Annotated in this window: 19 protein-coding genes and 1 tRNA gene; 18 read left to right on the top strand and 2 right to left on the bottom strand. The window is 41.3% G+C overall.

The window, feature by feature from the left end; translation table 11 throughout:
• Nucleotides 1-11: 11 nt before the first annotated feature.
• The 9 genes from HNP77_RS00430 to HNP77_RS00390 all read left to right on the top strand — a co-directional run bounded on the left by HNP77_RS00430 (nucleotide 12) and on the right by HNP77_RS00390 (nucleotide 5,393).
• Nucleotides 12-1,061, top strand: coding sequence for a hypothetical protein (locus HNP77_RS00430; RefSeq protein WP_184651189.1), 1,050 nt, complete (start codon nucleotides 12-14; stop codon nucleotides 1,059-1,061).
• Complete coding sequence (locus HNP77_RS00425; protein WP_184651188.1) at nucleotides 1,061-1,315, top strand: EscU/YscU/HrcU family type III secretion system export apparatus switch protein; 255 nt, start codon at nucleotides 1,061-1,063, stop codon at nucleotides 1,313-1,315. Before HNP77_RS00430 ends, HNP77_RS00425 begins: the two co-directional genes overlap by 1 nt.
• An 11-nt stretch (nucleotides 1,316-1,326) precedes the next feature.
• Complete coding sequence (locus tag HNP77_RS00420; RefSeq protein ID WP_184651187.1) at nucleotides 1,327-1,605, top strand: phosphohydrolase; 279 nt, start codon at nucleotides 1,327-1,329, stop codon at nucleotides 1,603-1,605.
• Nucleotides 1,606-1,619: 14 nt separating this feature from the next.
• The gene (locus tag HNP77_RS00415) at nucleotides 1,620-1,979 is read left to right on the top strand and encodes a YraN family protein (RefSeq protein WP_184651186.1); all 360 of its coding nucleotides are present in this window, start codon (nucleotides 1,620-1,622) and stop codon (nucleotides 1,977-1,979) included.
• A gap of 3 nt (nucleotides 1,980-1,982) precedes the next feature.
• A complete protein-coding gene (locus tag HNP77_RS00410; RefSeq protein ID WP_184651185.1) occupies nucleotides 1,983-2,162 on the top strand; it encodes a hypothetical protein in 180 nt (59 codons plus the stop codon).
• 35 nt (nucleotides 2,163-2,197) lie between these two features.
• A complete protein-coding gene (locus tag HNP77_RS00405; protein WP_184651184.1) occupies nucleotides 2,198-2,710 on the top strand; it encodes a hypothetical protein in 513 nt (170 codons plus the stop codon).
• A 64-nt stretch (nucleotides 2,711-2,774) separates the two neighbouring features.
• Nucleotides 2,775-2,860, top strand: a tRNA-Leu gene (locus tag HNP77_RS00400).
• Nucleotides 2,861-3,923: 1,063 nt separating this feature from the next.
• A complete protein-coding gene (locus HNP77_RS00395) occupies nucleotides 3,924-4,643 on the top strand; it encodes a hypothetical protein (RefSeq protein ID WP_184651183.1) in 720 nt (239 codons plus the stop codon).
• A 21-nt stretch (nucleotides 4,644-4,664) separates the two neighbouring features.
• A complete protein-coding gene (locus HNP77_RS00390; RefSeq protein ID WP_184651182.1) occupies nucleotides 4,665-5,393 on the top strand; it encodes a hypothetical protein in 729 nt (242 codons plus the stop codon).
• 246 nt (nucleotides 5,394-5,639) lie between these two features.
• On the opposite strand, the gene HNP77_RS00385 is transcribed toward HNP77_RS00390, so the two are convergent.
• Entirely contained in the window at nucleotides 5,640-7,724 is a 2,085-nt protein-coding gene (locus HNP77_RS00385) for a methyl-accepting chemotaxis protein (RefSeq protein ID WP_184651181.1), read from the bottom strand.
• A 271-nt stretch (nucleotides 7,725-7,995) separates the two neighbouring features.
• Nucleotides 7,996-10,080 carry a methyl-accepting chemotaxis protein gene (locus tag HNP77_RS00380; RefSeq protein WP_184651180.1) on the bottom strand — a complete coding sequence of 695 codons (2,085 nt, stop codon included), beginning with the start codon at nucleotides 10,078-10,080 and terminating at the stop codon, nucleotides 7,996-7,998.
• A gap of 201 nt (nucleotides 10,081-10,281) precedes the next feature.
• On the opposite strand from HNP77_RS00380, the gene HNP77_RS00375 reads away from it, so the two are divergent.
• From HNP77_RS00375 to HNP77_RS00335, 9 genes are all read left to right on the top strand, one after another.
• Entirely contained in the window at nucleotides 10,282-11,418 is a 1,137-nt protein-coding gene (locus HNP77_RS00375) for an MraY family glycosyltransferase (RefSeq protein WP_184651179.1), read from the top strand.
• Between the two features lie 37 nt (nucleotides 11,419-11,455).
• Nucleotides 11,456-12,718 (top strand): beta-ketoacyl-ACP synthase II, encoded by a 1,263-nt coding sequence (gene fabF / locus HNP77_RS00370; protein WP_184651178.1) that lies wholly within the window; start codon nucleotides 11,456-11,458, stop codon nucleotides 12,716-12,718.
• Nucleotides 12,719-12,721: 3 nt separating this feature from the next.
• Nucleotides 12,722-14,071, top strand: a complete 1,350-nt coding sequence (locus HNP77_RS00365) for an SH3 domain-containing protein (protein ID WP_184651177.1) — start codon at nucleotides 12,722-12,724, stop codon at nucleotides 14,069-14,071.
• A gap of 2 nt (nucleotides 14,072-14,073) precedes the next feature.
• A complete protein-coding gene (locus HNP77_RS00360) occupies nucleotides 14,074-16,005 on the top strand; it encodes an ABC-F family ATP-binding cassette domain-containing protein (RefSeq protein ID WP_184651176.1) in 1,932 nt (643 codons plus the stop codon).
• Nucleotides 16,006-16,127: 122 nt separating this feature from the next.
• Nucleotides 16,128-19,049: a carboxypeptidase regulatory-like domain-containing protein gene (locus tag HNP77_RS00355; protein ID WP_184651175.1), complete on the top strand. Its 2,922-nt coding sequence runs from the start codon at nucleotides 16,128-16,130 to the stop codon at nucleotides 19,047-19,049.
• Between the two features lie 12 nt (nucleotides 19,050-19,061).
• Nucleotides 19,062-20,795: a lamin tail domain-containing protein gene (locus HNP77_RS00350; RefSeq protein ID WP_184651174.1), complete on the top strand. Its 1,734-nt coding sequence runs from the start codon at nucleotides 19,062-19,064 to the stop codon at nucleotides 20,793-20,795.
• 19 nt (nucleotides 20,796-20,814) lie between these two features.
• The gene (locus tag HNP77_RS00345) at nucleotides 20,815-22,686 is read left to right on the top strand and encodes a hypothetical protein (protein WP_184651173.1); all 1,872 of its coding nucleotides are present in this window, start codon (nucleotides 20,815-20,817) and stop codon (nucleotides 22,684-22,686) included.
• A 23-nt stretch (nucleotides 22,687-22,709) separates the two neighbouring features.
• The gene (locus tag HNP77_RS00340; protein ID WP_184651172.1) at nucleotides 22,710-24,323 is read left to right on the top strand and encodes a bifunctional metallophosphatase/5'-nucleotidase; all 1,614 of its coding nucleotides are present in this window, start codon (nucleotides 22,710-22,712) and stop codon (nucleotides 24,321-24,323) included.
• Nucleotides 24,324-24,336: 13 nt separating this feature from the next.
• Complete coding sequence (locus tag HNP77_RS00335) at nucleotides 24,337-24,942, top strand: Rpn family recombination-promoting nuclease/putative transposase (protein WP_184651969.1); 606 nt, start codon at nucleotides 24,337-24,339, stop codon at nucleotides 24,940-24,942.
• The last annotated feature ends 115 nt before the right edge of the window (nucleotides 24,943-25,057 follow it).

Here is a 25,057-nt window from a genome sequence, read left to right as displayed (position 1 = left end):
CTGATAAAGTTTTGAATTACATTTCAATTCAAACACAGAACCTTGCCCTCGTGAACAATGTTCAGTCAGAAGTTCATGAGGGCAGTTCTGTTTTTGTACGGGTTATCGCAGAAAATTCACCTCAAAACTATACTGTAAGCCTTGCCGGCAGCAGAATTTCGGTAAAAAGCGACATTCCCCTGAAGCAGGGAGACTCATTCACAGCAATAATAAAAACTTCCCGGGACGGTAAAATACTTCTGATTCCGGCAGAACAGAATGCCCCCCTGCAGCAGTTTTCGCGCATAGAAAGTTTTTTAGCGGCACAGGGAATTTCTCCGGATGACTCAGCTGTAAAACTGGTAGCCCTTCTGCAGAATCTCGGCGTAAAAATCGATCCAAAAATAATTTCAAAAGCTTCAGTAATTTCTAAAAAATTTCCCGGAAAAGAACGAAAAGCAGCAGAAATTGCAGCAGTTCTTGAAGAAAAAGGAATTCCTGCCACAGAAGAAAACGTAAAGCGGTTCCTTATGGAGCTGGATTTCAATTCAGAAGACAATCAAAAAGAATCTGAAAGCAGTTATTCCCAATCTGACGGCAGTATAATAGATAAACTCTACTCATCTCCCCTGCCCCAAAATGAAGGCCTGCTTGCTTTTTTTAACCACAAAAAAAACGACGGTCCGGTACAATGGCTTGTCCTTCCATACGAATATAATCTTAACGAAAAAAATGCCCGGGGAAACATCCGGATTCAATACAATAATATTCTGAAAACTACAGAAAAAATATGTGTTGACGTAAAGTTCAATTCTGAAAATTCATCTCAAAACAAAAAAAAAGATGTGACAAATTATTATTTTGTGGTATATTATAAGTTAAGCAAGGTTAGGGAAATGCGGTTCTGTACATTACCGCCGCTTTTGACCTCTCGTATTCCTTTTGAGGAAAAGCGGCTTGGAGAATTACTTCGTTCCGGCATGAACGATGATTCTGTGTCAGTAATCTATTCCACCTCTGCTTTTACAGAAGGATTTTTTCTAAATGATGAAATCCCCCTTTCCTTCGAAGAATCAGTCTGATGAAAAACAATACTTTCAGTGCAGTTGCCCTCAAATATCCTCCTGACAGAGAAGCTCCGGTGATTCAGGCAAAGGCAAAAGGTCTGCTGGCAGAAAAAATGATCAGCATCGCAGAAGAAAACAAAATTCCCGTAGTAAAGGATGCTTTTACAGAAAGTATTCTTTCCCTGCAGGAAATCGGAGACTGTATTCCGGAAGAAACCTGGCGTGCCGTTGCAGTAATATTCGCCATGATAAAAAAAATGGAATCTTAAAAAGGCTGATTATGAATAAAATTGACATTACAACAATACATTTAGGTTCACGCTTCAGTGCAGACGTTTACTTTGATGACGGAGTAAATATGTTCCTGGGCGCAAGAAAACCGGCAAAACACTATCATCTGGCATGTATAAAAAGATGGGCAGTTCCCTTTCTTCTGTCAGAAGGACATGAACTTCCTCCGGAGGACATCAACTCTAAAAACAGTACTGCTAATGAAGAACCTGCAGAACTTGAGGAACTGGAAGAAGTTGACGAACTTGAAGAACTGGAACAGGCTTAGGAAACGTAACAGTATTGACATCAACCAGACAGAAAGGTACTGACGGAGAAAACAGAGCCTGTGCTTATCTTATAAAAGCGGGATATACCATACTCACAAGAAATTTCCGTACCAGATCAGGAGAAATTGACATCATCGCAGAAAAAGGTGAACACCTTACTTTTTTTGAAGTCAAATCCCTGCCCGGCGGTACAATTGAAACCCTTGCCCATGAACTTAATTTAATAAAAAGACAAAAGATAATCAAAACTGCTAAATGTTACCTCCAAAAACATCGAGAATATAGTAACAGGTACATTCATTTTGATGTACTTGCGCTAGATGTTCCGGTTCTGGATCCGGTATATCACATAGCGAATGCTTTTACGGAGTAACAGATGTCAAAAAAAACTATTACGAGTGCACCTCTTTCTGAAAAAGTGCTGGAACTTCAAAGTAAAATCCAGGACAAAAACTATGTCAACAATGCCATAGACAGAATTGCTGTAATCATGAGCAAGCACATTGTAGGAAACCGGGGGAATACTCTTACTGCAGGAGATTTTCTCATTCACTGATTTTCAATACTGAATTTTATTGCTATAATGAAAGCATGAATAAAGATAAAAGAAACAACAGGCATTTCAATAATAAGAATTCCAGGCGCAATGATGATAAACGAAATGAAGAGCGCCGTTTTGATGACAGCCGCCGAAAGGATAAAAACGACCGTCATCAGAGACATGAGCCGCGCCGTATAGATACAGTAAGCCTTGAACAGATTCGTGCTAACGAAGAAGCCATAAAGACATTTAAAAATGAAAACCAGTGCGTATGTGATAAATGCGGACAGGTAATTACCGATCTTTCCACCGCTCTCATGGACAGAACAACCCAGAAGCCTGTACACTTTGACTGCGTACTGAAGGAATTAAACCAGCAGGAAACTCTTGCCGAGGGAGACCGCCTTACGTATATCGGGCAGGGACGCTTCGGAATCGTTAATTTTCCGAACATTCATGACATGAAGCATTTTACCATAAAAAAGATAATCGAATGGGAAAACAGGGAAACAAAAGGTGAATGGAGAAACCAGATGGCTGAACTCTACTCCCAGGTTAAATAAGGTTTTTAAAGATTTGAGCCAACATTGACAATCATAGCATTTTTTTAATATAATTCCACAACTCGCCGAGCTGGTGGAATTGGTAGACACAAGGGACTTAAAATCCCTCGGCTGGTAACAGCTGTGCCGGTTCAAGTCCGGTGCTCGGCAAGGAAAGGTACTCTTTAATAAGGGTACCTTTTTTAATTTTAAATGCACCAACTCTTTTTATACATAAACTTTAGGGCGAGTTTTGCAATGTCAAAACTCGTCAACTTTGGCTCAGCCAAAGTTAGTGCTCGGCAAGGTAAGGTACTCTTTAATGAGAGTACCTTTTTTAATTTTAAATGCACCAACTCTTTTTATACATAAACTTTAAAGCGAGTTTTGCAATGTCAAAACTCGTCAACTTTGGCTCAGCCAAAGTTAGTGCTCGGCAAGGAAAGGGGGATGTCCAATAAGTTCAAAAAGTGTCATTTTCGGGTTCGACCCGAAAATCTATTTAATTACAATACAAGAGATTGCCGCATCAAGTGCGGCAATGACAGGGTGGCGAGTGCGGCAATGACAGGGTGACGAGTGTGGCAATGACTCATACTTATTGATCATCCCCTTTTTTTTTATGCACCAACTCTTTTTATACATAAACTTTAGGGCGAGTTTTGCAATGTCAAAACTCGTCAACTTTGGCTCAGCCAAAGTTCATGCTCGGCAAGGTAAGGGGATGTCCAATAAGTTCAAAAAGTGTCATTTTCGGGTTCGACCCGAAAATCTATTTAATTACAATACAAGAGATTGCCGCAGCAAGTGCGGCAATGACAGGGTGGCGAGTGTGGCAATGACTCATACTTATTGATCATCCCCTTTTTTTTTATGCACCAACTCTTTTTATACATAAACTTTAAAGCGAGTTTTGCAATGTCAAAACTCGACAACTTTGGCTCTGCCAAAGTTCATGCTCGGCAAGGTAAGAGATGTTCAATAAGTTCAAAAAGTGTCATTTTCGGGTTCGACCCGAAAATCTATTTAATTACAATACAAGAGATTGCCGCATCAAGTGCGGCAATGACAGGGTGGCGAGTGTGGCAATGACTCATACTTATTGGACAGCCCCTTTTTTTAATGCACAAACTCTTTTTATACACAAACTTAAAAAAACTTGACCAAATATACGCATATAACTATTATTCAGAGTACTTTCAGTCTCTTTAAGGAGATTTTGTGGAGGCATACCATGAAAAGGTTATTTCTAGTTATTGCTGCATTATTTTCAACAGCTTTTACAGCATCACTACAGGCTCAGGAACTTCCAGAGTTTACAAAAGGAGAAGCCTTCGTGTTTGATTCACAGGCAATCCCAGGAAAAGGTAATGATGGAATAAAAGTTAGAAATATTTCATCATCAACATATTTCGGCATAACTGTCTACGGCTACCAGAACGGAATCTGGAAAAATACCGCAACTGGATTCTTAAAGAAACAGGGTGATACTGACACCCTTATGTGCGACTACAAGGTAAAAAAATTCCGTTATTATGCAGTTACGACAAACTCACAACAGCCTCTGGTTCCACTCATCTCAAAAATTAACAATGATCTGTACATCACGTTCTCAGACGGACTTCCAGAACCAGATAAAATCGATAACGCTGCCGTATATGACTTAAAGGGCATTTCAGGCAAATTTGAAGACAATATGAAGATTTCTTCTTCAGCAGATTTCGATTCCCCATGCACCTTCTTTATTTACGGTTCATATTATCCGGAGAACGGTTTTACACTGCTTTCTGCCCTCACCTTAAAAAATGGAGAGGATACAGATTCTACAGACGTTTATTACACGACTGAAAAAATACGCGGATACCGGTACATAAAAATCATACCGTCTGCTGACAGAGAATTTTCATTCAGCTTATATAAAAAACACAACGATCTTTACATCGAAGTAAAATAAAAAACATCAGGAGCATACATCATGAAAAAATTAACAGGAATTCTTTTTGCAGCAGCATTTTCCATTTTATCCGTCAGCTGCATCAGTTTTAAAAACACGGCATACGTTGAAGGAACAGATGACTTTACAGTAATTCCCGTAACTTCAAAAAGTTTTGGAAAAATCCTTCAGTGGAACGGGTATGAACTTTCTATGTCTTCCGTAAAAAGAGATATAAGCCAGAAAACAGTTTTCGGTGTAGGAAAAAAAAGCGGAACGATTTCTCAAAAGGGAACTTTCAGCAGAGACGGTAATGAAGTATTTTCTACTTCCATCTACAGAAGAATTGACGGCTGGGTGGATGAGGATGAATTTTCAAGCACCAATTTCTTTGATGAAAACTTTACTATAGAGACCGGTAAAAACGATACAATATTCTATTTATCTGCACAGGATGACGGCATTATACTTCAAGACAGTCAGATAATTCCTGTTGTAATTACGAAAGTTAACACTTATAAGAATTCAAAGGGAAAAACATACAGCCTTATGCTGGGGGCAACCTGCGGTGCAAAAGTAACTGTTCTGGATGAACTTTATGCAGTAATTGATACTTTTGATAAATCAATCCGCCTTAATCCTTCATTCTCCCGGGAACTTACTGATGAGCAGAAGGATATTCTCGCTTCCCTCATGCTGGAATACTACAACTATGATACGTTATTCAAACAGACTGATATTTCTTCCACAACATCATTCGGAATAAACTGAAAAAAAGGGGCTGTCCAATAAGTATGAGTCATTGCCGTGCTCGACAGCCTGTCATTGCCGCACTTGATGCGGCAATCTCTTGTATTTAGGGTTTAATACAAAACCTAAAAACGGCTGTGTCAAGGCTTTAAGCGTTAGCGTGCCTTGACTCGACGTATTGTAATTAAATAGATTTTCGGGTCGAACCCGAAAATGACACTTTTTGAACTTTTTGGACAGCCCCTTTCTTTTACAGTACTTATCTTTTTATGTCCTGAAAAGATCTATCTGAGAACCGATTTTTTCAATTACAGAAGTAATCTGGTGGGACATTTCTGCAAGATTTGCTCCGGTATCATTAATTTTCTTTGCCCCGGAAGACATCTCTTCCATACCGTTTTTCATTTCGAGGGATGAACTCTGCAGACTCTGGACTTCTTCAAGAATCATTTTATTTCCGTTTGCCATTTCTACAGATGCATTCCTTACTTCTTCCGTACTGTCATTCATCGTCTTGAGGGCATCAGTAATCTGCTTTGAACCCTGATTCTGTTCCTCCATGGCTGCTTTAATCTGCATGACGAGCTGATCTGTTTCCTGAATCTTTTTAGAAACAATGGAGAAGGAACTCTGGGATTCATTGGATGCTGTAACTACCTCACCTATGGAAGACTTAATATTATTAAGCTGGTTTCCGATTGTCTTTGACTGTGCCGATGAAGTTTCTGAAAGCTTTCGGATTTCGTCTGCAACTACCGCAAAACCCTTTCCTGCTTCTCCTGCATGAGCTGCCTCAATTGCTGCGTTCATGGCAAGAAGGTTAGTCTGTTCTGCTATGCTTGAGATTGCCGCATTTGCTTCCTGAAGCATCTGACTCTGCTGCTCTATCTGAAGGATGCGTTCATTTACATCATTCTGTTTTGTAAATCCGGTGTTTGCATTGCTTTCAAGCTCAACAAAAGACTCCGCCATTTTTTCTACGGAATTATTTACGGAGGTTATGTTTCCGATCATCTCTTCTACTGCTGCCGATGCCTGAGTAACTCCCGCAGACTGATTTTCTATCATGCGGTTAAGGGAATCAATGTTGGAAGAAATTTCATCTACAGCCCCTGCCGTCTGCTGAACACTCTGTGACTGAGTAGAAATCTGCTGGGAAATGCTTTCGATATTTGCAATAATCTGAGTAATTGCACTTGCAGTATCCTGAATGCTGATGTTCGTATTGTCGCCGGCGACCTTAAGTTCATTCTTGGATTTTTTTGTCTCTCCGATGATTGACTGGAGTTTGTCGCAGAATTTATTAAAGTTAATGACGAGCATACCGATTTCATCAACAACCCGAAGAGTAACCCGCTTAGTAAGGTCCGCTTCTCCTGTAGCCATTTCTTCAAGCTGTTTCGTTACATTCGAAATTCGCCACATAAGCCATCTTACAAAAAGATAGCTTACGAACAAAAGAATAATACTGAGTACGAATATAATAGGAATTACAATTTTAAGGGTCTGATTCCTTACCTGAGAAATCTCCTCAAGACTTTTTGCAATAAAAAGCATTCCCACAATACTGTCATCATCATTTCTTAACGGAGCATATATTGAATAATAATCGTTTCCGTCAATTTTATTTTCTCCAGTATATATACCACCGTTATATAGAACAATATCAAGGATTTTTTTATTAGCAAGAACAGTTCCCTCCACATTAGGAATCGTGGACTTTGCTCGGGTATCTCCTGAAAAAATTGTACATTCAACATCATAACTGGCCTGCATCAGATCTAAGAAATCACCATTTGTCAAATCGTAGGAAAATATACTTGCTCCGAGAATTTCACCTTCATCAACTACCGGATAAGCATAAACAGCGGCAAATTTTGAAAGTCCCCCCATATCTTTTTCGAATGCGTGGGCCGGTTGGCCTCCAAGAGCTTTTTTTACAACATAGGCAGAAGAAAGATCAGTTCCTGCCCTCCAGCCGTCTTCACCTCCGGCAAGAACAGTTCCTGATGTATCAACAAAAGCCATGCTGTCATAATCAAGAGTTTCCGTATAGCCGGCTATTTCCGTTTCCAGAGCACCGGAATCACTGGTCCTGAAGGCCCTTACAACATCTGCATTCAGAGAAGCTATTGATGCATAGCCGTTAAGAGTTACAAGCCAGTCATCCATAACACGCATGGCACCGCTGGCAGAATGCTCCAGCTGTTTCTCCGTAGCCTCTGTCTGCCGTTTGGAAAAAACAGTAAGACTGACTGTTGCTACGCTGATGCAACTGATTAAGATTACTCCTGCAATAAGAGAAACGAGTTTTACAGAAATTTTTATGCCCTTTTTATGTTCATCAACCATATTTTCCTCCTGATGCTAACAACATAAAACCGAAATTATGAAAAGGTCTAATAACATTAAAAATACGCAGCTATATACAAATCCTCTACACAGCACATTTATTATGGTAAGAATCTGTAAATTTTATCCTATACTTTAAGTATAGTACGAGATTTAAATATTTCAATAAAAAAAAACACCTCCTGAGATTGAACTATATTCGTCCAACTTCCGGAGGTGTACTTAACAGAGTTTTTTTTAGTTTATAGGACTTCAGGAACTGTCAAAAACTTCATGTCCTGAACAAATCAATCTGAGAACCTATTTTTCCGATTGCAGAAGTAATCTGACGGGACATTTCTGCAAGATTTGCTCCGGTATCATTGATTTTCTTTGCCCCGGAAGACATCTCATCCATACCATCCTTCATTGCAACTGAAGCTGACTGAAGACGGTGCACTTCTTCAAGAATCATTTTATTTCCGTTTGCCATTTCTACAGATGCGCTCCTTACTTCTTCCGTACTGTCATTCATCGTCTTGAGGGCATCAGTAATCTGCTTTGAACCTTCATTCTGTTCTTCCATAGCCCCCTTAATCTGCATGACGAGCTGATTTGTTTCCTGAATCTTTTTAGAAACAATAGAGAAGGAACTCTGGGATTCATTGGATGCGGAAACTACTTCTCCAATAGAAGATTTTATGGCATTAAGCTGGTTTCCGATTGTCTTTGACTGTGCCGATGAAGTTTCTGAAAGCTTTCGAATTTCGTCTGCAACTACCGCAAAACCCTTTCCCGCTTCTCCTGCATGAGCTGCCTCAATTGCTGCGTTCATGGCAAGAAGGTTAGTCTGTTCTGCTATGCTTGAGATTGCCGCATTTGCTTCCTGAAGCATCTGACTCTGCTGCTCTATCTGAAGGATGCGTTCATTTACATCATTCTGTTTTGTAAATCCGGTGTTTGCATTGCTTTCAAGCTCAACAAAAGAGTCCGCCATTTTTTCTACGGAATTATTTACGGAGGTTATGTTTCCGATCATTTCTTCTACTGCTGCTGATGCCTGGGTAACGCCTGCAGACTGGTTTTCTATCATGCGGTTAAGGGATTCAATGTTGGAAGAAATTTCATCTACAGCCCCTGCCGTCTGCTGAACACTCTGTGACTGGGTGGAAATCTGCCGTGAAATGCTTTCTATGTTTGCAATAATCTGGGTTATTGCACTTGCAGTATCCTGAATGCTGATGTTCGTATTGTCGCCGGCAACCTTAAGTTCTTCCTTGGATTTTTTTGTCTCTCCGATGATTGTCTGGAGTTTGTCGCAGAATTTATTAAAGTTAATGACGAGCATACCGATTTCATCAACAACTTTAAGGGTAATACGTTTAGTAAGATCCGCTTCCCCCGTTGCCATTTCTTCAAGCTGTACCGAAACATTCTCAATCCGCTTCATGAACCACCTTACAAAAAGATAGCTCAGGGTCATGAGAACTGCGCTTACCCCGACAATTAAGGGAACGATAATTTTTACTGTCTGAGTCTTGATTGAAGTAATGTCAGCCAGACTTTTTGCTATAAAAAGCATTCCTTTTATACTGCCGTCGTCATTTTTTAACGGAGCGTAAACAGAATAATAATCTTCTCCACCAATCTGGTTTTCTCCCGTATATGTATTTCCATTATAAAGAACGGAATCCAGGATTTTTTTATTGTCCAGAACAGTTCCCTCCACATTAGGAATCGTGGATTTTACGCGGGTATCCCCTGAGAATACTGTACATTCAACATCATAGCTGCTTTTCATTACTTTTATAAAATCATCCGATGTAAGCTCATAGGCAAAAACAGCAGCACCTATAACATCTCCTTCATATTCAATTGAAGAAGCATAAAGTAACGAATATCCTTCAGTTCCACCGAAATTTCTTTCAAATGCTCTGGCTTCAAGTCCATAAAGTGCTTTTTCTACAGCAAAATTCTTTCTGAGATTCTCTCCGGGGAAAAAGCCGTTTTCTCCACCGACAATAACCTCGCCTTCTTCGTTTACAAAAGCCACATAATCGTAATCAAGGGAAGTTTCATATTCCTCAATCTCTTTTTTCAATACATCAATCCTGCCCTCCCGGACAGCCTGAATGATTTCCGTATTAAGGGAAGATATAGTTGCATATCCGTGAAGGGTAAGAGCCCAGTCTTCCATTACAGACATGGCACCTTCAGCCGAATGCTCCAGCTGCTTTTCAGTAGCGGCAATCTGTCTTGTAGAAAAAACAGAAAGACTTACTACTGCAACAATAACACAACTGAGCAGAATTACTCCGGCAATAAGACTGACAAGTTTAGTTGCGATTTTTATGCCTTTCTTATGATTTTCAACCATGCTTAGCCTCCATCAGATTCTTTTTAAATAGCATTAGATTTTCTTCATTATAAGTCAGCGTTTTTTTTACTTCAAAAATTAAAAAACTGCTTAACTGTAATTTAACAATCGCAATGATCCCGGCAGGGCAGCAGGGCCTGAAGAAGCGCCACTTCCAAATATATGCGTTTTCTGCTACACTTGAACTTTAGGAAAATAAAAATGCTTTACTATTTGGGAATTTTTTTTGGTACCGATGCATTTCAGAACACACCGCTAAGACTTTTCAGAATGTATTCTGTCCTGATTGTAATCGCTTTATATGCAGGTTTTCTGTCTGTAAGATATCTGCTTCCTCTTTTTTACAAATATCTTCCTAGTGACAGAGGCAGAGATTTTACACTGTCCAAGGAAGTCTCCAAAGGCAAACCTACTGGAGCGGGAGTTTTCTTTGTAACGGTATTCGTAATACTCAGTTTCCTCCTGATTCCACTGAACTACCTTACAGGCGGAATTCTTTTCCTTACCTGGTGCATGATGCTCACGGGATATCTTGATGACCGCAGTGAAAAAGGCTGGGGAGAATACATAAAGGCTTTTCTTGATTTTGTAATCGTTACGGCAATGGCAATCATAATGGCACATGCCTTAAAGCAGTCTTCTCCAGACGGACAGATTCATTTCTGGTTTCCCTTCATAAAATCTCCGGTTGCCGTTCCTGCATGGCTTTACGTAATCATTACCATAATCCTCCTGTGGGTTTCTGTAAATACAACTAACTGCACCGACGGAGTTGACGGCTTAAGTTCTTCCCTCGTACTCATAGGCCTGCTTATAATGGGAACTATCTTCTATATACTGCTTGGTCATGCAAATATTGCCGCAAGCCTTCACGTACCTCAGGTAATTTTTGACGGAGACCATCTGGGGCCTTATTTTAACGGTAAAGAAAAACTGGGACTTCACCTGGGAGCACATCTTTCTGTAATGTGCTTCAGTTTTGCCGGAGTCGTAATGGGATATCTCTGGCATAATTCTTATCCTAGTTCAGTCCTTATGGGAGATGCAGGTTCACGGGCACTTGGCTTCTTTACGGGAGTATGCGTCCTTCTCAGCGGAAACCCGCTCATGTTCCTTGCTACATCAACAATCATCTGTATAAACGGAGGACTTGGACTTCTGAAAGTCGCCCTCAAGAGATTCCTCCACATAAGCATCCTTACAAACATCAGGTTTCCTCTTCACGACCACATGAGAAAAAACCACGGATGGTCGCCTACACAGGTTCTGATTAAGTTCATGCTGATTCAGATTATGATTTCTATCGCGGTTCTTGGAATATTCTTCAAAATCCGCTGACCTTAGATTCATTTTTATTTTACGGAGTTATTATATTATGGAAAGAAGAAGAGTTGTAATTACAGGAATGGGAGTTGTGTCTCCTGTAGGAAATACTGTTGACGAAGCCTGGAATTCAGTTAAAAACGGAAAAAGCGGAATCGGAAGAGTTACCCTCTTTGACCCTTCCCGTCTTGAAGTTCAGATTGCAGGGGAAGTAAAGAATCTTGATACGGAAAAATACGGAATTTCAAGCCGTGCTACAAGAAAAATGGCGCGGTTTACAAAATTTGCCCTTACAGCAGCTGCACAGGCTATTGCAGATTCAGGATACACAAAAGAAGAACTTCAGAAACAGAAAACCGGCGTACTTTTAGGATGCTGTATCGGCGGAATAGACGCAACCTCAGAAGGTTTCAGAAAACTTGATGATCCTGCTGCAGGACCTTCCCGTCTTCCACCTCTTACAACTCCTCTCATGATAAGCAACGAAGCTGCGGCAAACGTAAGCATTTACTACGGACTCCAGGGATTCAGCTGGACTTTAGGTACGGCATGTGCATCAGGAACAGATGCCCTCGGTCTTGCAACTGACGTTATCAGAAGCGGAAGATGTGACGTATGTATTTCCGGAGGAACGGAAGCTGCCATAACGGAATTTTCAATTGCCAGCTTTGAAGTTCTTCAGGCACTTTCAAGAGGTCACAATGATGAACCTCAGAAGGCAAGCCGTCCTTTTGATAAAGACCGCAACGGTTTCGTGCTGTCTGAAGGTTCTGCAATCTTCATTCTTGAAGAACTTGAACACGCAAAAGCCCGCGGAGCAAAAATCTATGCGGAAGTAGCAGGTTTCGGTTCCAGTAACGATGCCTTCCATATTACTGCTCCCCTCAAAGACGGAAGCGGTGCAGCCCTTGCTGTAACGGAAGCTCTTGCCGATGCAGGAATGAAACCGGAAGACATCCAGTACTACAATGCCCACGGAACTTCTACCCATGCCAATGACTGCGGAGAAACTGCAATGCTCAAAATTGCATTCGGTGAGCATGCAAAAAAGCTCCACATCTCTTCAACAAAAAGCGAGACTGGACATCTTGTAGGTGCTGCAGGCGCTATTGAAGCAATGTTCTGCGTAAAGGCAATTCAGGACAGTTTTGTTCCTCCTACAATTAACCTGGATAATCAGGATGTTGAAGGGGGCTGTGACCTTAACTACACTCCAAATGTAGGAGTAAGTGCAGAAATAAATGCAGCAGCCAGTGCTTCCCTCGGTTTTGGAGGACACAACGGCTGTATCATCATAAAAAAATATCAGGACTAATAAATGAAAAAAGCTTTCTTACTTTCAGTTTCGGCTCTGCTTGCTTCAGTTTTTCTCGCTCTGACTTCCTGTTCCTCAGAAATAATGGGCTACAGTGTAGTCTTATGGAACATTCATGAAGAAAACAAAGGAGAAAAAATAGCAGTTGCAGACGGAACCATAGTTCCCGTTTACTTAAAGTCCCACATAAACAATGTATACGTAATCGGTGTACCTGGTTCAAAAACAAAAATCGAGATTCCACTGTGGAAGATATCCGAGCCTGAATCTAAGAAAAAAGCTTCCGTAACTGCAAAAAAATACAAGAACTATAAACATCAGTATGCAAAATGTATTTTGGACGGTCTTCCGATAAGGGAAGCTGCCCTTAACACATCAAAACAGGTTTACCGTTTAAGAAAAGATGAAATACTCCGTGTTCTATACGAAGGAAAAGGTGTTGCACCAACCACAGGTTCACAGAAACTTGAAGGAAAATGGCTTGCAGTCCTTACTTCAGAAGGAACAAAAGGCTGGTGCTTCAGCCACAACCTGAGGCTGTTTACAATGAATGCAGACGGTTCTCTTGGTGACGGTGCAGAAGAAGCCCATGTTCAGGAAACAGACGACATTCTGGACGGAATGCTCGAATCAAAATGGTACCCTGAATACTACTCGGCAATGATAAAGAGCGGAGACATCAACCTTGACGGAATGCAGCCTAACTACGGTTTTGACACGGGACTTGACTCCGGCAATGTTGAACTCAACCTTCCGGGGATTACAGTTTCTTCCCCATTTGAAGGAGTTACAAAAACAAGTAACAACGTTTACAGATTCAACAATTCACCTTTCCAGGTAACCGTAAGAAATGCAAAATCTATCGTTGTTCAGTACACTAACGAAAAAGGTACTCCACGCAGCTACAACTTTACAACCCTTGATGCAGGAATCAGAATAACTGCCCTCATTGCAGACGAGCGTACCCGCCGTACAAATCTCTTTAAGACTATCCGCGGTGCAGGTCCGGACTTCCGCAGTACAAGTTACGGAACTCTTTCTTTTGAAGCTAACAATGAGTTTACATGGAACGGCTATGACCTGCTGGTTCCGGCATACATCACTTCCGAAGCAGAAGGAAGCGGTACTGTTTCATTTAAATATTTTGTACCTCAGTCGCTTAAACGTTCATACGACTGTGTAATGACACTGACTTTCAACGGAATGGAAAAAGAACTTACGTTCCTTGTGAAGCGGGAATCTAATGGACTTCGCCTTACTGTAGCAAACGTTACAAAATCAGAAACTTCGCTTTATGACAGTGCAAAAATAAGCATTCCGTCCAACCCGTTGATTTTATTCTTCCAGAACTAAATATGGCATTCGTTCAATTTTCTAAAGTTTCACTTTCTTTTGGCAACAGGGACATTCTTAAGGATGTCTCTGTTAATCTTGCAACGGGAACAAAGGCTGCCCTTACAGGAGCTAACGGTGCAGGAAAATCTACTCTTATTAAAATAATGGCAGGGCTTGTAGAACCGGACTCAGGCGAACGCATTGCTCAAAAAGATGCCAGAGTTGCCTACCTTCCTCAAAGCGGACTTGTTCACTCAGGCTGCACTCTGAAAGAAGAAGCAGACAAAGCATTTTTATGGGGATATGAACTTCAGGAAAAAATAGACTCTCTGGGAGAACAGATGGCAAAAGCCCCGGACAACGTAAGGCTTGCCGAAGAGCACTCTGCCCTGCTCCAGAAACTTGAAGAAAGCGGCTGGTACCGGAGGGAAGCTCTTGCAGAACAGATTCTTCTTGGTCTGGGATTTAACAGGGAGGACTTCTCCAAACAGACCCAGGAATTTTCCGGCGGATGGCAGATGAGGATAGCCCTTGCCAAATGCCTTATGAGCGGACCGGACATTCTTCTTCTTGACGAACCTACAAACTATCTTGATATCGAAGCCCGCAACTGGCTTGAAAAATTTCTTGATGACTTTAAAGGCGGCTTTCTTCTTGTAAGCCATGACAGATACTTTCTTGACCATACAATAAATGAAGTATACGAACTTTTTGGCGGTGACCTTAAACGTTATCCTGGAAACTTTACCCATTACGAACAGGTTCGTGAAATAGAACTGAACACCCTTATTGCTGAATATGAAAAGCAGCAGGCAGAAATACAGCATCTTCAGGACTTCATCAACAGGTTCGGTGCAAAAGCCACAAAAGCTGCACAGGCACAGGAAAGACAGAAAATGCTGGACAAGCTTCTGGAAAACGAAATCGTCATTCCTGAAAATCTTAAAAAAATTCATTTTTCTTTTCCCCAGGCGCCCCATTCAGGACAGATTGTACTTACGCTTAACGGCATCTGCAAAAACTACGGATCAGGAGATGTACTTCACAACCTTGACCTTGTAATAGAAAAAAACGAACGGCTTGTAGTATGCGGCCGCAACGGAGAAGGAAAATCTACACTTCTAAGAATACTCTGCGGGGAAGACAAAGATTTTACCGGAGAAGTAAAAACAGGTTCCGGAGTACAGATCGGTTATTTCAGTCAGGACAGTGCAGAAAAAATTTCAGGAACCCAGACTATTCTTGATTATATGGAAAGCCGGTGTCCCCTTGAACTTGTACCTAAAATAAGAGACATGCTGGGAGCATTCCTTTTCAGAGGGGACGATGTTTACAAAAGCATAAACGTTCTTTCAGGAGGAGAAAAAAGCCGTATTGCCCTGCTGGAACTTCTTTTACGGCCTGTAAACCTTCTTATTCTTGATGAACCTACAAACCATCTGGACATGCATTCAAAAGATGTTCTCCTTGACGCCCTTAAGTGTTTTGGCGGTACAGTTATTTTTGTAAGCCATGACCGTGGCTTTATAGAAGATCTTTCGACAAAAGTTCTGGAACTTAAAGGCGGTAAATACCGTCTGTTCCCTGGGGACTACAAATATTACATGCAGCGTATGGAAGCAGAAGAAGCAGGAGAGATACCTGCGGCAGAAACTTCTTCATCAAAAAAACAGACATCGCAGACTGTTACAGAAAGTCCTGTAAGCGAAACAAAACGCAGCTGGGAAGAACAGAAAAAACTTGAAGCCCAGAAACGTAAAGCCGAAAAGGAACTTGAAAAAATCGAATCCCAGATAACTGAACTTGAAGAAAAAAAATCTGTTCTCGAAAACCAGCTTGCCTCTCCGGAAGTCTACTCCAATGGAGAAAAAGCAAAAGCCGTGCAGAAACAGATTACAGAACTTGCTTCTCAGATTGATGAACTTACAGAAAAATGGGAATCACTGGCTTAAGGATAAAAATTCTTACAAATTAGTTAAAATTTTTCTTTCCTATTCATTCAAACCATGGCATAATGGAAGATACGCCTCTCAGCATATTTATGCTGTCTGACACAAAAAAAATAGGAGAGAGCATGAAAAAGCTTCATTCATCATTGCGAAGATGCGTGCTGTTTTTCTTGCCTGCAGTTATGCTTGCGACCCTTGCTTCCTGTTCCTTACTGGACGGAAACAGTAAAACAGGCCGCTATACCGTAAAAGGAACGATTACTGCAAAAGAAGACGGTACGCCTCTGGAAGGTGTTGAAATCACAGTAGAAGGCCTTTCTTCAGTTACTGCAACCACATCTTCCAACGGAACCTATACCTTAAGCGGACTCGGAAAAGGTTCTGTTTCGTTAAAAGCAAAGAAGTCCGGCTATACAATCATTCCGACATATGAAAATGCTTCGGAAGTTTCATCCGGCAGTACGCTTAATATTGCAAAAGCAGCAAAAGCAGGAACTGTCTATAATGCAGACTTCATAGCAGTTAAGGGAGATTCGGTTACTATCTCGGATATACAGGGAAGTTCCCTTGAAAGCCCTATGAAAGACGAAAGCGTAACAGTAACTGGTGTTGTAACAATGGTATGCCACCGTGCACCACATTTTAAATATGATACAACAGATCAGGACGGTTCTACTGTTCCTCAGTGGCTCAGCTACGACGGATTCTTCCTTGAAGCCCTTCCGGAAGACAAAGATCTTTCAGGAAACAAATCAAACGGTATTTTCATCAATACTCATGATGATGCCTATGATGCTACTGAAGAAACCCACTGGAAAGAGGGAATTCCTACAGATCTTCAGGCAGGAGATGTTGTGGTTGTAAGCGGTGTTGTAGAAGAAACAAGAACCCTTGACCGCTACGGCTCTTCAGACGGAACCCTTACCCGTACGGAAATCAATGCAGTAACTGTTTTTCACAAGACAGAAAACAATGTGAACCTTACTGCCGCTTATCCGGACGGAGTTTTACTTACATATTCATCTGCCAAAAAAAACAGCTGGCTTTCAGGACATGAAACAGACGGCTACAGGGAAGCCCGCGTAATAAAGGCAGACAGCGACGAAAGCGCTCCTATGAAGGATGCCATCAGCGTTCTTGAAAGCGTAGAAAGCATGGTAATCAGAATTGAAGATCCTCTTGTTGTAGGAGCAACTTACTATAACCTTACTTCCGTTCTTGCAGACGGGGGACTGACACCTGACAATTCAAATTCCATCAACGGTTATCCGCGTACATTCAACGAAAAGTGGCAGGGCAACGTTATCTGGGAAAACGAAACAACCGGAGTACAGGACTTTAACGAAGAAGTTCTCTTTGTAGACTATCAGGCTGTTGACTGGACAACCTTCTACCCTATTACACAGATCGGTGACTATCTTATTGATTCAACAGGTGCAAGAGTTTTCCGCGGTGTAATGGATTATACGGTAGACGGTCTTTACATGGCACATCCGCTTAATAATGAAGCTGCCTGCTATGTAACCGGTTCTTCAAATGCACAGACCAGTTCTACTCCTTACTATACAAGAAGTGACACTGCAGTCATTACAAGCGTAACAGGCAACACAGTTCCTAACCAGAAATGGAATTTTGACATTACAGATTCCTGGTATTATGCGGCAAATTCAGCTGTAGCAGCAGAAACTTCAGGAAACGGCACTGCAACTTCAAAGTCAGTAAAGACCACAAAATCTGTTCCATGGAGAACAGGATCAAAAGCAGCTTCCTTTGATGCTAATGAACTGTTTACACCAAAATGGACCAGTGAGTCTTCCACTACAAAAGGAAACACAAACCTTAACAGCCTTACTGTAGCTGCATTCAACATTGAAAACTATGAAGCTCAGGGTTCATCAAACAGCAAGCAGGAAAATGTTGCTCTCGTCATAAAGAACAATCTTCTTTATCCGGATGTACTTGTTATTGTTGAAATGGGTGATGATACTTCAACTACAATTCATTATGACAATCAGGATAATTCCTGGGCGGAAAAAGACGGTGTCGTTACTGCAGTAAGAAACTTCTCCGGAATCATTGACGTAATAAAAAAATATAACGGACCGCAATACGACTTTATGTGCGTTGATCCCCACGAACAGGACTCAGGCGGAAAACCTGGCGTTAATATCCGCGTAGGAATCATGTACAATACTGAACGCGTAACAGCAAAGCACAGCGGACTTCCATCAAACGATTACTTTAATACTCACGGAGGCAGTCTGGACAGCAACGGAAACCGCGACTATTCTACCTGTTCAGCATTACTTGATGAAAGTGAATGGCCGGTACAGACGGCAAATCACCATGCTCAGGGCTGGGCCCTTGCAGAAGCAGAAGCAGGCGTATACAAAGGAACGGACGGAAATCCTCACCTTACGCAAAGCCCGTGCTACATTCATTCAAGCTATTTTAACAACAGCCGCCGTCCTATAATCGGAGAGTTTGTAATAAACAACGCAGACGGTACTCCATCTGACCAGAACTTCTTTGTTGTAGGATGCCACCTGGGTTCAAAACGCGGAGACTTCCCTCTGTACGGAAACATCCAGCCGCCACTCCTTCTCAGTGAAGTTAAACGTGACGGACAGGCAAGAACCGTTTATGACTTTGTAAACTCAATTCTCGGAATTGATGAAAATGCAAAAGTTATTGTCGGCGGAGACATGAATGACTTTGCATATTCTACGCCTCAGCGCATTCTTAAAGGCGAAATCGGTAATCAGATAATGTGGAGCATTGTAGAAGAAACAATGCCTTACGTTGAACAGTTCTCATATACATTCCAGGGCAACCTCCAGGAAATTGACCACATCTTTGTAACAAAAGCTCTGTGGGACAAGGTAGGTTTCTCCCTTGCTGACAAAACAGACAAGAACGATGAAACATGGAAAGATTACTGTTTTATTCCCCATATCAATTCAATGTTTACGCGCAATAACCACGTAAATCTTTCTGACCATGATCCTGACTTAGTCAGAATCCCGGATGTATTTACTATAGAATAAGGAGGTGAAGCAATGAAAAAGTTAAACAGATTATTTGCGGCCCTTCTTTTATGTGCAGTACCGGCTGTAATGATTTCATGTTCTGATGAAGATGAATACACTCAGGCCCGCATCACGGAATTTTCATTTCTTAAATCTGCTAATTCTGATGTACTGACCAGCACACTTACAGGCTCTATAAATGATGAAACAAAAACAATTACTGTTACCGTTCCGTCTGATTTATACGAAAGCTCTGCAAACCGTAAAACTCTGACACCGAAGATTTCTGTATCAGGAGGAGCACAGTGTATTACAGATACTACTGATTTTTCTTATAATCCGACTCTCGTTACAGTTTCTTCAAAAGACGAAAGCATTACATATTCAGTAATACTGAAAAAGAAAGGTTCTTCGATAACGAGAAAATCCGGAGCTCTTTTCTTTACAGAATATTACAATGCTTCTTCTTTCAGCTATAAGTCAGAAAACAACCAGTTCCTTGAAATTTCAAATGCCTCTTCTCAGACACTTGATTTATCTGACGTATACTTAAACCGCCACGTATGGCTTAACGGTGTTCGCCGCTCAGACTTGGACCAAAGCGTACCACTTGAAGGCATAACACTTCCTGCTGGACAGGCACTGGTTATCTACAGCCAGAGATGTTCATGGTTTACTTCATCTGCTTACGTTATAAGTGATGCTTCCTTTAACGGAATAATCTCTTTCAGCGGACAGGACGGATTTACACTTACCTGTAACGGAGAAGTTCTTGATGCTCTTGGACCTGAAGACGGAGAAGGAAGCGGACTTACATGGGGACTTTCTAAACAGATGCAGCGAAAACCAGGGTTTACCCGTTATACTTCATTTAAAGAAAGTGAATGGCTTACAACTTCTTCTACAGAATCAAAAGCTGATGTATCTAATACGGCAGGTTACAGAGAACTGAGAGTAAATTCTACTTCATATACAAGTATTGGAGAAACAACCCTCACCTATTTTAATTTTGAAAACTCTCAGGATTTTTTCAAAACAACAATAGGAACAAACTCTATAACCATTAACTTTTATTCTGATGATGCAAGTCTTGTACAGAGTCCTGCTGTAAGTTCTGACGGAGGAAATATCAGACTTGTAATAAACGGAAAGCAACAGAAATCAAACATCATATCTGGAGAAACAGAAATTGATTTTTCTGCTTCAAAAGATGATACTACCGGTAAGCTTACACTCCGTGTATTCAGTGCAGACGGTACAAGCTATACAGATTATAAAATCAAAACCATAATTACTCCTTATAACATGAACTCTATTGTAGCAGGAAACTATATCGAGACAGATTCAATATCTGATAATGATGTAGTACTTATTGTTCAGAAAAATAATAAAGTAATTATGGGTTCAACCAATAATTCAGGTGTATTGAGCTGTGTATCACTTGTTGATGAACCTATTCCGTACGAAAGCGGAATGGCAGCAGTGTGTGTAACAATAGATAATGAAGGTTACTATACATTCACCTTCAACAACAAGTTCCTTACAAGTAAATCAAAAGACTCCGGACTTACGTTTGAAAGCTCTCCAAGTGACTACTCTCTCTGGTCACTGGAAAAACAGTCTAACGGAACTTACGTCATCAACAATAAAGCTGCCGTAAACAATTCCGGAGTTGTTCAGGCCCTTGAATACTACCCGGAAAAATTCACAACCTACGGAACCGGTACCGGTAATGCATTTGAATTTACATTCTATAAAAAATAAAAGGAAGGCAGGATAAAATATGAAAAAAACAAGATTAGCAATTTTTGCCGCAGGTGCACTGCTTGCACTTCCGGCTGCAGCACAGGAAAGCAGTACAGCGCTTCATCCTGAATTTTCAGCAGACGTTACATTCTCATCAGGACTGTTCAACATTGACAAAAACGAAACAGTTTCAGAAATTCCTGGTCTTTCCAGTGAATACAATGCAGACCTTGATGTAACAATCAAAGGCGGATTCAGCAAAGCCAGCGAATGGTCTGTAGAAAAAGAAGACGGTATTGAAGACCGTTCCGGAATCGGATATGAAGTCGGTCTTGGCATTGACCTTAACCTTCTTAATGATGCAATCACCGGTACTTCAAGCTATTCAGAAACCAGCAATACAAACCATTACTCCCTCATCCAGCCGATGATTGACTGGTACGAAGCAAACTGGAAAAAATACGGACTTCCTTCACCGGCAGCCCTTGGATTTACAGACGGAACCCCATGGCCTGCAACAGCATACGGCTCATCAACAGGCCGCTATCAGTTCATCAAGGGATCAACTGTAGAAAATGCTAAAGACGTTATCTGGGATTCAACAAAATGGGCAGATGCAGAAGCTCTTTATCAGGATCTTAAATACACAATCTCATCTGCAATTGACCAGGTTGAGTATTCTTCTTTAGGAACCTCTGATGTAAATCAGATTGACTATCAGACATACAGCGACAGCCTCAAAAAAACTGCGCAGCTTAAAATGAAAGCAAAGAAAGAATTCTCAAAAGTTGCAAAAGGTTCAGGCTCTTCAGCAGAAGCTCTTGATGCAGTTTCTTCAGCTTACATTAAAGTAACAAACATTGGCGGCGTAGCAGATACTAGAATTGATTTCCTTGGCAAACGCCTTACTGTAGGACAGAACATTACTTCTTATCTTGCAGGACAGACAGAAGGGGGAGCAGCAGTTGACGTTTCGCTCAAGAAAGGACTTATAAAAGGACTTCAGGCAAACTTTGCAGCAGGTCTTGCAGGCGGAGAAAAACAGACTGCAGAAAACTATGACACAATGGCCCTTGATTATTATGAAGGTCTTGAAGGAGAACTTGCATTTAAGGCTGGCGTTCGCTACAACCTGTTCCTGGAAGCATTAAGTGCAAATGTTTTTGCAGGAATCGACGGAATCTACAGCGATGCCCTGGTTTCTAACAAAAACTTTGCAGTAGACGCATTTGCATCATTCGAAAGAGCAGGATTTGTTTCTTTTGACGCATCTGTTGAAGGAATGTTCCTTAACTATAAAGACCGCGATGTAGAAGATGATGACTACCAGAGTGCATGGTCCTTTGCAGCAAAAGCCGCAGCCCGTGCCTTCGGATTAAAACTCTCTGCAGAAGGACAGCTTAAGAGCGCATACTTCAGCCACGAAACCTACAATACAACAGAAGACCGTTTTTACGGATACACAGTTGACTCTGACTATTACATTGCAAACCTTAAGTCAGCAGCAATTGCAAAAGCAAAACTTGAATTCAACCCGCAGTACTTTATCGCTTACGACATTGTAAACCTTACAGCCGGTGCAGAAGCATTCATGTATGATTCAAAAGTAAACGGCATTGGATTTGAAGCAGGAGTTAGTGTTCCTCTTGAAGACGTAACAAGCATTCCGGTTACTCTCTTTGGAAAAGCTCATTACTACAAGAATTCAGAACTTACCGAATGGGATGACTATGCAAATCTTCCTGAACAGGAATTCATGGATTTTACACAGCTTCGTGCCGGAGTAACCTTTACACCTGTTAAACAGCTTGAAATCTCTGCCGAATATGTAACATCCCCTTCATATTCACGTTACAACGATGAACGCATCTCAAGCTTCACCCTCAACGGAAGAATCAAACTGGACTAAAACACGGACTAAGGAGAAACTAAATGAAAAAGATAATTACATTTTTTACAGCTGCACTTCTCAGCATGAGCGTGTTTGCAGAAAAAATTCCTTCATACGGAACAACAAACTCTGCATCGCAGTTTCTTGAAAACGGAAAATCAAAGTATGTCAGCATCTTTGCAGTAAACGATATTCACGGAACAATTGAAGAAGACCTTGCCGGAAAAAATCCTGGCGGAGCAAAACTCAGCGAAGTAATAAAAGAACTTCAGCTCGCAAACCCGGAAAGCATTTTTGTCACAGCCGGAGATAACTATCAGGGAAGTGCCCTTTCTAACCTCAGTCAGGGAAAAATCATGAGCGATTTTTTCAAGAAGGTCGGAGTAGTTACAAGTACAATCGGCAACCATGAATTTGACTGGGGAGACCAGATGTTCCAGCAGTGGGAAAAAGACGGCGGCTTTAATTTTATCGCCTGCAATCTCATTGATAAAAGAACCGGTAAAATTCCTGAATGGTGCAAAGAATACGAACTCTGCTATGTAGGCGGACATCTTATCTGCATCATCGGTGCAGCAACAAAAGACACAGTCTTCACTGCAAGTAAAAAAAGAATCGAAAACTTTGAATTCCTCGATCCTGCTGAATGCATCCGCAAGGTTCTCCGCAAGGTAGAAGCCAGCTATGCTCCTGAAGCTGTCATTGTTCTCAGTCACATCGGAAGTCACGAAAACCGTCTTACAAAAACTCCAGTTTCTGCAAGCAATGATGTTTCTGACAAATTTGAACTCGAAGATGTTGCAAAACTCAAAGGAGTGGATGCAATCATAACCGGTCACAGCCACGAATATGTAAACGGCACACTCAACGGAAAACCTGTTGTTCAGGCTTATAACTACGGTCGTGCAATCAGCCAGATTAAACTTACATTCAATGAAGCAGGACTTAAGAGTGCAAAAGGAAATGTAATTGAAGTATTCAAAAACAAGGATGCAATTACAGAAGATCCTGAAATTCTTTCTCTTATCGCTGAATACAAAGCAAAATATGGGGCAGCGCTGGGAGAAAAAATCTGTCTTGTAGAAAATGAACTGAGCCATGAAGAAACTGTTCCAAATGTTACACCTCTTGGTTATACAATTGCTTCTGCAATGAAGGCTGCGTACAAAACAGACTTTGCCGTTACAAACGGCGGCGGACTCCGCAAGACTGTAAAAGCCGGAACACTTACAGTAAATGACATGTGGGAACTCATTCCTTTTGATAATACAGGTGTTGTTCTTACTCTTAAAGGAAAAGACCTTAAGAAAATTGTTGACCACGGAATTAACAGCGTAGGTTTCCGTGCCGGTCAGTTTGCAGGCGGAAAAGTATATTACACTTCAAGAATGCCGGAAGGTTCCCGTGTAACAAGAATTGTTCTTGATGACGGACGCACTGTACAGGATAACGAAACATATACTTGTGTTGTAAATGACTTTATGGCAGAAGGCGGTGATAAATACACCGTTATCTCTGAAGGTATTAAAGCAGGCTCAATTTCTGCAAACAACACATACATTCCTTTCCGTGACGCTGTAATTGACCAGCTCAAAAACTGGGGAACAGTACGCAAAAGCTGGAGCGAAATTCCTCAGGTACTCATAGCTGAATAAACTCAGTTTATAACTGACAGCAGGGACCGTATCCGTAACAGGATACGGTCTTTTTTTTTATGATGACCTGCTGCTGAGGGCCCGCTACTATCAAGGAGCCTGTGACGTTGCAACCGTAAGGCGCCGCACTAAATTCAGGAACCTTAAGGAAACCTACATCGTTTTCATCTGTGAAGAGGATCCTTTCGGAATGGGACTGCCCGTGTACACGAAGAAAAACCGTTTTACAGAAACAGACGCCCTGATTTATGATGACAAAACCCATGCCGTATTTTATAATTCAAGTGCATGGAGCAAGATTCAGGACGAAGAACTAAGGGACGTACTGCGTTTTATTTATGAATCCAAAGCAACTTCTTCTTTCTCAAAACTTCTTGAGGAAAACACCCTCCGTGCAAAATCCAGACCCGAGATGGAGGATGAATACATGTATTTTATGGACATACTTGAAGAAGAAAAGGAATATGCCCGTGAAGCCGGCCTTGCTGAAGGAAGGGCAGAAGGTGCCCGTCAAAAAGCCGTTGAAACAGCCGGTAAACTCCTGCGGGAAGGGGTTTCCCTGCAGACAGTTATCAAATGTACAGGCTTGTCAGAAAACGACATCAAAAACATAAAATAATTTTCTTGCAAGATCTGAATTAAAAGCCCTGCTATAGATGACCAATAAGTTCAAAAACTGTCATTTTCGGGCTAGACCCGAAAATCTATTTAATTACAATACGTCGAGTCAAGGC

Origin of the sequence: Treponema rectale (assembly GCF_014202035.1) — a bacterium.
Classification (GTDB): domain Bacteria; phylum Spirochaetota; class Spirochaetia; order Treponematales; family Treponemataceae; genus Treponema_D; species Treponema_D rectale.
This window is presented reverse-complemented; position numbering and strand designations above follow the sequence as displayed.